General features: G+C 39.8%; 11 protein-coding genes and 1 other RNA gene. 6 read left to right on the top strand and 6 right to left on the bottom strand.

Features of this window, described 5'->3' with window-relative positions; translation table 11 throughout:
• Positions 1-12: 12 nt before the first annotated feature.
• On the bottom strand, positions 13-1,056 hold the full coding sequence (locus SDEL_RS05985; RefSeq protein WP_012856958.1) for a type II asparaginase: 1,044 nt from the start codon (positions 1,054-1,056) through the stop codon (positions 13-15).
• Between the two features lie 225 nt (positions 1,057-1,281).
• Here SDEL_RS05985 and rnpB point away from each other — a divergent pair.
• The 6 genes from rnpB to SDEL_RS05960 all read left to right on the top strand — a co-directional run bounded on the left by rnpB (position 1,282) and on the right by SDEL_RS05960 (position 6,192).
• An RNA gene (rnpB, locus tag SDEL_RS11745) (RNase P RNA component class A) lies at positions 1,282-1,688 on the top strand.
• A 27-nt stretch (positions 1,689-1,715) separates the two neighbouring features.
• Positions 1,716-2,894, top strand: a complete 1,179-nt coding sequence (locus SDEL_RS05980) for a cation:proton antiporter (protein ID WP_012856957.1) — start codon at positions 1,716-1,718, stop codon at positions 2,892-2,894.
• A gap of 67 nt (positions 2,895-2,961) precedes the next feature.
• Positions 2,962-3,765 (top strand): bifunctional hydroxymethylpyrimidine kinase/phosphomethylpyrimidine kinase, encoded by an 804-nt coding sequence (gene thiD, locus SDEL_RS05975; RefSeq protein ID WP_012856956.1) that lies wholly within the window; start codon positions 2,962-2,964, stop codon positions 3,763-3,765.
• A gap of 3 nt (positions 3,766-3,768) precedes the next feature.
• Positions 3,769-4,572 (top strand): hydroxyethylthiazole kinase, encoded by an 804-nt coding sequence (gene thiM, locus SDEL_RS05970; protein WP_012856955.1) that lies wholly within the window; start codon positions 3,769-3,771, stop codon positions 4,570-4,572.
• Between the two features lie 12 nt (positions 4,573-4,584).
• Positions 4,585-5,430, top strand: a complete 846-nt coding sequence (gene zupT / locus SDEL_RS05965) for a zinc transporter ZupT (protein WP_012856954.1) — start codon at positions 4,585-4,587, stop codon at positions 5,428-5,430.
• 21 nt (positions 5,431-5,451) lie between these two features.
• On the top strand, positions 5,452-6,192 hold the full coding sequence (locus SDEL_RS05960; protein ID WP_012856953.1) for an MBL fold metallo-hydrolase: 741 nt from the start codon (positions 5,452-5,454) through the stop codon (positions 6,190-6,192).
• On the opposite strand, the gene msrA is transcribed toward SDEL_RS05960, so the two are convergent.
• The 5 genes from msrA to motA all read right to left on the bottom strand — a co-directional run bounded on the left by msrA (position 6,193) and on the right by motA (position 10,621).
• A complete protein-coding gene (gene msrA / locus SDEL_RS05955) occupies positions 6,193-6,720 on the bottom strand; it encodes a peptide-methionine (S)-S-oxide reductase MsrA (RefSeq protein WP_012856952.1) in 528 nt (175 codons plus the stop codon). It lies immediately after the preceding gene.
• Between the two features lie 91 nt (positions 6,721-6,811).
• On the bottom strand, positions 6,812-7,111 hold the full coding sequence (locus tag SDEL_RS05950) for a hypothetical protein (protein WP_012856951.1): 300 nt from the start codon (positions 7,109-7,111) through the stop codon (positions 6,812-6,814).
• Positions 7,112-7,143: 32 nt separating this feature from the next.
• Positions 7,144-8,976: an ABC-F family ATP-binding cassette domain-containing protein gene (locus SDEL_RS05945; protein WP_012856950.1), complete on the bottom strand. Its 1,833-nt coding sequence runs from the start codon at positions 8,974-8,976 to the stop codon at positions 7,144-7,146.
• Positions 8,977-9,034: 58 nt separating this feature from the next.
• Positions 9,035-9,835 carry a flagellar motor protein MotB gene (motB, locus tag SDEL_RS05940; RefSeq protein WP_012856949.1) on the bottom strand — a complete coding sequence of 267 codons (801 nt, stop codon included), beginning with the start codon at positions 9,833-9,835 and terminating at the stop codon, positions 9,035-9,037.
• Between the two features lie 9 nt (positions 9,836-9,844).
• On the bottom strand, positions 9,845-10,621 hold the full coding sequence (gene motA, locus SDEL_RS05935; RefSeq protein WP_012856948.1) for a flagellar motor stator protein MotA: 777 nt from the start codon (positions 10,619-10,621) through the stop codon (positions 9,845-9,847).
• Positions 10,622-10,718 lie beyond the last annotated feature (97 nt).

The following is a 10,718-nucleotide window of genomic DNA, read 5'->3' as shown; positions in this document are numbered from 1 at the left end:
CCGCACTTCTCACTAATATTTAAAGAATAGTTCTTGTAAATATTTAGGATTATTTGATTTGGTAAGACCTAACATCAATAAAACTCTTGCTTTTGGAGTACTCAGTGTTCCTCCTGCAATTGTGCCATATTTGTCATCAGCCACTTCCATATTATGGTTAATCATACCCAAAGATGTTCTAGGCGTTCGAACAATGGCAACACCTTTTTTAGTCGCTTTTTCAACAGATGGTAAAACAAATTCACTCATAGAAGCGGTACCTGCACCTGCGTGTACGATTCCTTTTGCTCCACTTGCAACCAACGCATCAATGACGGTACCTGAATCGTGAGCATAGCCATAGTTAATATCAACTCTTGGTAGTTTAGTGATAGTGCTAATATCAAACTCAGATTCGTACGTATGTTTATTAAGAGGGTTTTTAAAGAATACAACTTTACCATCTACAATTTGACCAAGATAACCAAAAATAGGCGCTTTAAAGGTATCAATAGTAATTGAATCTGTTTTTTGGACATCTCTTGCAGCGATAATTCGATCATTTAAAACTATCATGACACCCTTGCCAACAGCCTCTTTTGAACCAGCCGTAAGAACCGCATCATAGAGGTTCATTGGACCATCCGCACTAATGGCAGTACCTGGTCTCATAGCACCTACCATAACCACAGGTTTTTTACTTTTAACGACAAGATTGAGAAAATAAGCTGTTTCTTCCATTGTATTTGTACCATGGGTGATGACAACGCCATCTACATTGTCTTGCTTTAAGAGACTATTCACTCTTTTTGCTAATTTTAGCCAAATATCAGTCGATATATCTTGACTTGCCACTTGTGCCACTTGTTCTCCAGAAAGATTAGCGATATTTTTCAGTTCAGGAACGGCTTGCAATAATTTGTCAACGCCTGTGACTGCGGCTTGATACCCTTCATATTGTGTACTTGAAACTCCAGAACCTGCAATTGTTCCACCTGTAGCTAATACAACGACATTTGGTTTGGCTAATGCCAAAGAACTAGCAATAACGGCTAAAACGGCGACTTTTCTTAACATCTTTTCCTCCATGAGAATAGGGTATTTTTTAGGATTAAACGCTTTGTGCACAAGTATTTAATTGCAGAAAGTTTATAATGTCAAAATTACATTATTGTGAATTTTTAGACTTTATATGAAAACTTTTTGTGCGGAATCTCTGTTCTTTAAAAAGCTTTTATGTGAGGGTGATTAAGGGTGGTTATAGGAGAACTTATTAAACTTTAGCTATAATCCAAGCTTCAAAAGGTGTAGCAGGTGATTGCTTGGGCACTCACGCTCAAGAGGAAAGTCCGGGCTGCATGTGAGACATGGTTCCGCCTAACGGACGGCTAGGGTAACCTAAGGGACAGTGCAACAGAAAGTAAACTACCATTCTGTCGCCCTTGCGAAAGCATAGCTTTCGTGAGATAAATGGAAGATGAGCTTTGCTTGTCTCTAAAAAGACAGTTTAATGGAAAAGGTGAAACGGCGGGGTAAGAGCCCACCAGCGCTTTGAGTAATCATCGCGGCTATGTAAACCCAACCTGCAGCAAGAAGGGATGGTTTTGGTCTCACACACGATAAACCCTTCGCTAGAGGCTTACTGTAAAGTAAGCAGTAGATAAATAATCACCCAACGACAGAACCCGGCTTATCGCTACACCTTTTGACACAAAAGCCTAAAATCAAGGATACATTTGGAAAATCTTATCTTTTTAGCGCATGTGGTGCTTTTGATGGTTCTCTCTCCCATTATCTCTCGTCTTTTTCGTATTCCAACGCCTGTGGTCGAGATACTTCTTGGCTCTTTAGCCGTTTGGGTTGGCTTTTTACATGTAGACAATGAAGTCTTTAAAAATCTCGCAAAAATTGGTTTTTTCTATCTGATGTTTTTAGCAGGGCTTGAGATTGATATTCAACGGTTTTTACATTATAAAGACCGTTTTTTAAAAAAAGCTATTTTGTATTTTTTCTGTTTGTATAGTATCTCTTTTGTTTTATATCTCTTTTTTGATTTATCCCCTGTTTATATTGTTGCTATTCCGATTGTTTCGCTGGGTATGATTATGGCGTTAATCAATCAGCATGGGCGTGAACATCGTTGGTTGGAACTTTCCTTGATTATTGGCGTGATTGGTGAATTGGTAAGTATTGGGGCATTGGTTATCTTTGATGGTGCTATTACCCATGGACTTGGATGGCATTTTGCGAAGAGTATTTTAATTTTGATTGCGGTCTTTTTTGCAACTTATTTTTTATTTCATTTTCTTAAAATTCTTTTTTGGTGGTATCCTGAGTTAAAACGCATTATTATGCCCAACGACGATACGATGCATCAAAGCTTACGTTTTAGTATGGCACTCTTCTTTATCTTAATTGCTACGATGCAGTGGCTTGAAATTGATATGGTATTGGGTGCCTTTCTTGCGGGTATTTTTATCTCTAACTTTTTTGCGCATAAAAAAGAGCTTCCGCATCAGCTCTCTATGTTTGGGTTTGGTTTTTTAGTCCCACTCTTTTTTATTTTCGTTGGAACAACGCTTAATTTAAATTTGGTTTTTACACCAGATATCTTAACTCATGCACTTTGGATTGTCCTTGCTATGGTTGGAGCGAGAATGCTCAGTTCCTTTGCGGCGTATTACAGTTATTTAGGATTAAAAGAGACGATTCTTTTTTCTTTAGGTGATTCGATGCCTTTAACCTTCTTGGTTGCTATTGCTACGATTGCGGCTAAAAATGGGGCGATTGGTGAAAATGAGTATGCTTCTTTCATCGTAGCGGCATTGATGGAAGGCGTTGTCATTATGATTTTAATTCAGCTTTTAATGCATGTTTTTAAACGGTATGATGTTAAAAATAAAATCAATGAGTAAGAGGCGATTGTTTTAAGTTACAATGTTTATTTTACTTTACATGTAAACTATTGGAGTGAGGAACACAATGAAACACTGTTTAACAATCGCAGGCTCAGATAGTAGTGGCGGGGCTGGAATTCAAGCTGACTTAAAAGCGTTTAGTGCCAATGGGGTGTTTGGTATGAGCGTCATTACCGCTATCACTGCGCAAAATACGCAAGGTGTTTTTGATGTACAAGATGTGACACCTTCCATGATTGCTCATCAAATCGAAGCGATTTTTGATGATATTCGTGTAGATGCGATTAAAATTGGTATGGTTTCACGCCCTGAAACGATTGAAATCATTGCAAAAACACTCAAAAAATACCCTCTGCCTCCATTGGTGATTGACCCCGTAATGATTTCAAAAAGTGGATACAACCTTTTACAACCAGAAGCGCAAAAAGCACTGATTGAGCTTTTATTGCCAATGGCAACGCTTATTACTCCCAATCTTCCAGAAGCTGAAGTCATCGTAGGTTATAAGATTAATACCTTAGCGTTGATGCAACAAGCCGCATGTGATTTACATACACTTGGATGCACGTATGTTTTAGTAAAAGGCGGACACTTAGAAGATGATGCTACGGATGTTTTGTTTGATGGAGAGACGTTTTCTTTTTTACATGTAAAGAGGTTGGAGACAAAAAATACGCACGGAACAGGGTGTACACTTTCCTCAGCCATTGCGGCAAATTTAGCCAAAGGCATGTGCGTTAAAACAGCGGTTGAAGAGGCAAAAGCGTATATTACCGAAGCGATTGCACATGGGTTTGCGCTTGGAAAAGGGGTAGGACCTGTGCATCATTTTTACGCTTTGTACGAAAAAGCAGGGATAAAGGAGTAAAGGATGCAGATAGAAGCTAAGATAAAAGAGGCGTTTGAAATCTTAGAAAAGCGTGTACCACTGGTTCATCATATCACCAATTATGTCACTGTTAATGACTGTGCCAATGTGGTTTTAGCCATTGGTGCATCCCCGATTATGGCGGATGAAGAGAGTGAAATGGAAGAGATGGTAAGCTTAGCGGATGCGTTGGTTTTAAACATTGGTACAGCAAATGAGCGAACTATTGCTTCCATGCTTAAAGCAGGAAGCGTTGCGAATGCAAAAAACATTCCTGTGGTGCTTGATCCTGTGGGCGTGGGTGCGACAACTTTTCGACGTGAAAGTACACAAAAGTTATTGGATGCTATTGCGTTTAGTGTCATTCGTGGCAATCGGGCGGAAATGAAGACGTTAGCAGGACGTGAAGCCAAAAGTTCAGGCGTGGATTCACGAGATGAAGGTGATGATGGGATAAACATTACTCAGGATTTAGCGCAAAAATTAGGCTGTGTCATTGCAATGACAGGCAAAGAGGATATTGTCTGTCATGCAAAAGAGTGTTACACCCTTCACAACGGCGACAAAGCTTTACAAAATGTTACAGGCACGGGATGCATGAGTAGTGCGTTGATTGGTGGATTTGTAGGAGCGACTCATGACCCTTTACTGAGTGCTATTTTAGGAATTTCAACGATGGCGATTGCGGGTGAAATAGCAGATAAAAGTAAAGGGATAAGCTCTTTTAAAATGGCTTTGATAGATACGATTGGTGTGATGAATGGCTCTTTGATGCTCGAAAAAATTGAGATAAAGCAGATTTTTTAAAAAAGGTTTTCTATGGAAACAATCACACTCTCCCAATTTGCTCCTGCTTTTTTTCTCACCCTTTTTGCAGGACTTAGTACAGGCTTTGGTGCCTTGTTGGCATTTTTTTCCAAAGCCAAAGATCATACATTTTTATCGATTGGGATGGGATTTTCAGCGGGTGTGATGGTGTATGTCTCTTTTGTGGAGATTCTTGATAAATCAAAAAGCTCTTTTGGCACACTCTACAATAGTGAAGTTTTAGGGGAGACTTTGGCACTGCTTTGTTTCTTTGGAGGCATTGGCTTAAGTGCGTTAATTGATAAATTTATTCCCGAGGATGTCAATCCGCACGAGCTTAAAAGCGATAAAGAACTGAGTGTTTTAAAAGAGGGAAATAAACACTCTGTACTGCATGATTCAGCTTTAAAACGTACGGGTATTTTTACGGCTCTTGCGATTGGTATTCACAACTTTCCAGAAGGGTTTGCGACGTTTATTTCAGCATTGGATGATTTAAGTTTAGGTGTGAGTATTGCCCTTGCGATTGCGATTCACAATATTCCTGAAGGCATGGCGGTTTCATTACCGATTTATCATGCAACAGGTAATCGAAAAAGTGCTTTTTGGTATGCGTTTATCTCAGGATTGGCTGAGCCTGTGGGGGCTGTTGTGGGATTTTTCTTGCTTTTGCCTTTAATGGGAGAGTTAACGCTGGGTATTACCTTTGGGATGGTTGCGGGCATTATGGTGTACATCTCTTTTGATGAGCTTTTGCCTTCCGCTAGGATGTATGGGAATGCGCATACGACGATTTTAGGCATTGTGCTTGGGATGTTGGTGATGGCGGTGAGTTTGGTTGCGTTTAAGTTAATTTAATGTGTAGAAAAGAGAGCGTCTGTGAAATTTGAATTTTTAGGAACAGCTGATACAGGTGGAATTCCTTTGCATTTATGTTCGTGTGAAGTGTGTGAAGAGGCACGGCTTAATCAAACGAGTAATCGCTCTACAAGTGCCTTTTTAGAGTTGGATGATGGCAGTGTCATTTTATTGGATGCGGGGTGTGATAGCTTGATGGATCGTTTTAACACAACGACGATTCGAGCTGTTTTTTTGACCCATTTTCATGCGGATCATGTTTTAGGATTGATTCGTTTGCGCAAATCAGCCCAGAAAATTATCTGTTATACACCCGATGATACAGAGGGATTTGGGGATTTGTTGGTGCATAAAAACAACATTGAGTACCGTATTGTAGCGCCATTTGAAACCGTAGAGATTGCAGGTGTTAAAATAGTGGCGGTGCCTTTACTTCACTCCAAAGTTACACATGGTTTTGTACTCTTTACATGTAAAAAGCGTGTGGCGTATTTGACCGATTGTGGAGGGATGAGTGAGGAGAGTCTTCTTTTTTTAAAGGAGCAACACCTTGATTATCTCTTTTTGGACGCTGCGTATACACCTTCGTTTGATTCTGATAAACATCTAAATTGGGAGAGTGCGCACGCTTTGATTGAACGCATTAACCCTGAGTATGGCTATTTGATTCATGCGAGTTGCCACACGCTTTTGGGGCTTAAAAAAAGAGGTGTGAGCTTAACGTACCCGTACATTGAACAGGGATTTAGCCTAGAGGTTTAACTACTTGGCTAAATCTTTTAGCTCACGCTTAAAATGTTGTACTTTGGGCGAGACGACAAAGAGACAGTACCCTTGATTGGGGTTGTTTTTGAAGTAGTCTTGATGGTAGGCTTCTGCTTTGTAAAAAACTTCTAAAGGCTTGATTTCGGTGACCATAGGTTTCGTAAATTTGGAGCTAAACGTTTTAAGTGAATTTTGCGCCTTTGCTTTTTGCGTTTCATCGTGGTAGAAAATGATTGATCGGTACTGGGTACCCACGTCATTTCCTTGCGCATTGAGGCTGGTTGGGTCATGAATGAGCCAGAAAATTTTTAAAATTTCTTCATAAGAAATGATGGAAACATCATACGTAATCTGCACCACTTCAGCATGTTCTGTTGTACCAGAGCTAACCGCCTCATAGGTTGGATTTGGAAGTTTGCCACCTGCATAACCACTGATGACATCTATCACACCTCGTGTCTCTTCAAAGACGGCTTCTAAACACCAAAAACATCCGCCCCCTAGGGTTGCGACTTCGTGTTTCATAGCGGTATCCTTTGCATGGATAAAAGTAGAAAAAGTAAAAAATAATAAAAAAAAGGGTAAGAAAAGAGAGTAGGGGGAAAAAGAGAAGAGTTTACTCTTCATCCTCATCCTCTTCAAAAGGCTCTTCGCCATCTTCATCTTCAAAGTAGATATCCCCTTCATTGCCATCATAATTATAATCGCTTTGATAGATCGGATCATCCTCTTCATCATCAAACTCATCCTCTTCATCAAGTTCCTCTTCGTAATCATCTTCATTCATTAAAATCTCTTCCACTCTGTCAATAAACGCATCAACATCACCTATAAAGAGTTTTTCATAGCGTAACGCATCCAAAATAAATTCACTTGAACACCCGCTTTCTAAAAGAAGTTCTTTCAAATCAGCCATCATCTACCTTTGCATTTTTTCGCAATTTTACACTAATTTTGGATGTTTTTCAATTCTTCTTCATAGGCTTCAAAAAGCGCATCATGTTTTACATGTAAAGACTCAAACTGCTTATAAAGGAGATTTAACGTCTCTTCATCGCCTTTAAGTTCTTTAGAGAGACGTTGTAATTCGCAAAGGTCATTGCCAGAAGAGATGCGTATTAAAGCCTCATTTTTTGCCTTTATTGCCTCTTCAAGATGCATAATCTTTGCTTCACATTTTTCTATCTCTTTTTTCAAAGGAGAGAGTTTAGAACTGCGCTCTTGAATGAGTTTGGTACGCAACTTTTTCGTTTCATTGTAGTCACTTTGAGCGACTTTTTTAGGTGTATTTTCAGACTCTTCTTCCCAGCCAATTTTTTCTAAAAATGCTTCATAGCTTCCATCAAAAAATTCAGCTTTTCCTTGGTGAAAAATAATCAGCGCATCGGCTAAGGTTTTAAGCATCATCTCCGAGTGGGTGACTAAAATGGTTGAGCCTTCAAAGCTTTGAATTGCTTCTGTGAGTGCTTCAATGGAGTACATATCAAGGTGGTTGGTAGGCTCATCCAAAAAGAGAAGGTTGGCAGGGGTAGCGATAATTTTTCCGAGCATGACACGACTTCTCTCACCACCTGAGAGCACAGAAATCTCTTTTTCCGCACTTTTGCCTGAGAACATCATCCCTCCACAGATGGCTCGCACTTTGGTAATGCCTAAAAGGGGATCGACTTCATAAATTTCATCGATAATCGTATGTTTAAGGTTAAGTCTTTGAATATTGGTTTGCCCAAAATGAGCGATAGCTGTTTCAGGATGAAAAGAAAGAGAGCCTTGTTGTAGAGCTAATTCACCCGCTAAAACATTTAAGAGAGTTGATTTTCCTTTTCCATTTTTACCGATAATCGCAAGGCATTTTCCTTTTTCAAGTTTAAAGGAGAGGTTTTCAAAGAGGGGCTTTGTTTCCTCATAGCCAAACCCAATGTTTTGCGCATCTAAAATAATTTTAGCAGGTGTTTTTTTATAGTTAAACGAAAAGGAGAGACTGCTTTCCTCTTCCAAATCATCCATTTCACCCATTTTTTCAAGCTGTTTAGCTTTACTTTGCGCCATAACGGCTTTAGAGGCTTTGGCTTTTTGACGGATAATAAAATCTTCTAATTCTGCTCTTTTTTTATCCAAATTGGCTTTGGTTTTAAGATAGCGTTCATCGTCCTCTTCAAGTTTGGCGTAGTATTTGTGCGTGTTTCCCTCAATGAGTAAAAGGCTTTTTCGTCTCAGTCCCATCGTGTGCGTGGTTACCGCATCCATAAAATCCCTATCATGGGTGATGAGAATCAGCTCACCCTTAAACTCTTTTAAAAAGGTTTTTAACCAACGCATTGAGACGATGTCAAGATAGTTTGTCGGCTCATCCAAAAGAAGCATGGAAGGGTTGGTCGCTAAAAGTTTGACGAGGTTGAGTCTGATTTGATAACCGCCTGAAAAACTCATGGGGTCTTTTTCCAAATCTTCCTTTGAAAAACCAAGACCAAAAAGCATTTTTTCAATTTTATAGACATCAAACGCTTCATCACCATGCAGAGCTGAAGCGCACTCCTCACGGACGGTTTTGTGCGTGAAGTGAAGATGCTGACGCAGTGTTCCAATGGTGTAGTTTTTAGGAATAAAAACCTCGCCACTATCGGCTTCTTCTTCGCCTAAAAGGATTTTAAACAGGGTTGATTTTCCTGAACCATTACGTCCTACAAAGCCTATTTTATTGCCTCGATTGAGCGTAAAACTGATATTTTCAAAAAGGGTTTGTTCTCCAAAATGTTTAGAGAGGTTAGTAACTTGAATCATACAAAAAGCTCTTTACATGTAAAAGTGGTTTAGGCTTCTAATGAAGCCTAAAAAAAACTCATTCGCCTTGTTTTTCTAAGGTGTTGAGGGTATCTAAAATAGATTTTTTAGCAGCATTGCTAGGACCTGAAATACGCATGGTAAATTCGACACGGCTATTTTTTTCACGTCCTTCATCAGTGTCGTTACTTGCAATCGCTTTGGTATCGCCATATCCTGCTGAACTTAAACGCTCTTTAGCAATGCCATTACGAATTAAGACACGAATGACCGCATTGGCACGCGCACTGGAAAGTTCCAGATTATCCTGATATTTTGAACCACGAGGTGGAGGCGTGGTATCGGTAAACCCTTTGACAACGACATCGACATTTTGAGGAAGCATGGTGATAATATCAGAAATGCGCTTTAAAAAGAGCATAGAATCACTGTTGGTAATCTCCGCAGAACCTGGTGCAAAAAGCATTTTGGTTGGAAGTTTAAAGATCGCCCCATCAATCTTTTGATCCAATGAGCCTTCTCCTAAACTCATCTTCTCAATCATTTGCGCCATTCTAGCAATCTCTTCGAGTTGAGCACTCATCCCACCCACATTGCCTTTGTCTTTCTCTTTTTCTTTTCCCGCATCGCCTGATTTGACATTGAGGTTCATAACAGGAGTGGTTTCTTCAGGTTTGGCACTGTAATCGTAAATTTTGACAAACTCTTCTTTAAGTGCCTTCATCTTCTCCGTATTGACAGAAGCCAATGCGTAAAGCGCAATAAAAAGCGCCAGTAGAAGGCTTAAAAAGTCAGCATAAGGCACTGCCCATTTTTCACCGGCTGGGCACTCTGTTGGTTTACATTTCTTTTTACCCACAGTGATTCCTTACGCTTTATCGAACTGGCTTTTTTTCTCTTCCATTGGAGAGAGATAATTAAGAAGTTTTGTCTCTAACATACGAGGATTGTCACCATGTGAAATGCCTAAAATACCCGCTAAGATAACCTTTTTTTCTTTAATAAAATCATGCGATTTTGCTTTGAGTTTATTTCCCCACGGTCCCATAAAAATATACGCACCCGCAATACCTGTTACGGTTGCCGTAAATGCACCCGCAATACCAGCTGCCATCTCCGCTGGGTTATCTAGTTTTTGAAGGGCGAGAATCAGTCCTAAAACCGCACCAATCAAACCAATAACAGGACACGACTCACCAGCTAGAAGCCAATAGTGCGCCGCACCATGATAATACTCTTCTGTCTCTTCGAGCATAATCTCTAAAGTCTCTTCAATCTCGTGCGCTTCGGTGCCATCGACTGCCATACTGAGTCCTTTTTTAAAGAACTCATCGTCCATAGCATTTGCATGGGTTTCAAGTGCCAAAATGCCATCACGACGTGCGATAACCGCTAAATCAATGATCTGTTTAATGCGTGCATGTAAATCAACGGGAGATTTTTTGAAAACCAGTTTAATCTCTTTAAATGCGGCACGAACATACTCAGGGTGTGTACCTGTCATGGCTGAAGCCATCGCTGTAGGAACAACAATAATAAAAGAGGTGATATGAAGAACATGCAGAGGATTGCCACCCTCCATAATATCTCCAATAGCGATAGAGGCAATTGAGATGACCATGCCAAGGATGACGGTTAAATCCATAAAGGTAGCTCCAAAAATAATATTTAAACAGTTTTAGCCATTATCGGTTAATATGTAAAAAAGTTTACATGTAAAGGAATCATATAACAAAAATCCT

The sequence above is a fragment of the Sulfurospirillum deleyianum DSM 6946 genome (genome assembly GCF_000024885.1).
Taxonomy (GTDB): Bacteria; Campylobacterota; Campylobacteria; order Campylobacterales; family Sulfurospirillaceae; genus Sulfurospirillum; species Sulfurospirillum deleyianum.
This window is presented reverse-complemented; position numbering and strand designations above follow the sequence as displayed.

Coding starts and splice junctions, on each gene's coding strand:
- SDEL_RS05985 (WP_012856958.1), bottom strand. CDS start 1,056: ATGTTAAGAAAAGTCGCCGTTTTAGCCGTTATTGCTAGTTCTTTGGCA.
- thiD (WP_012856956.1), top strand. CDS start 2,962: ATGAAACACTGTTTAACAATCGCAGGCTCAGATAGTAGTGGCGGGGCT.
- thiM (WP_012856955.1), top strand. CDS start 3,769: ATGCAGATAGAAGCTAAGATAAAAGAGGCGTTTGAAATCTTAGAAAAG.
- zupT (WP_012856954.1), top strand. CDS start 4,585: ATGGAAACAATCACACTCTCCCAATTTGCTCCTGCTTTTTTTCTCACC.
- msrA (WP_012856952.1), bottom strand. CDS start 6,720: ATGAAACACGAAGTCGCAACCCTAGGGGGCGGATGTTTTTGGTGTTTA.
- SDEL_RS05950 (WP_012856951.1), bottom strand. CDS start 7,111: ATGGCTGATTTGAAAGAACTTCTTTTAGAAAGCGGGTGTTCAAGTGAA.
- SDEL_RS05945 (WP_012856950.1), bottom strand. CDS start 8,976: ATGATTCAAGTTACTAACCTCTCTAAACATTTTGGAGAACAAACCCTT.
- motA (WP_012856948.1), bottom strand. CDS start 10,621: ATGGATTTAACCGTCATCCTTGGCATGGTCATCTCAATTGCCTCTATC.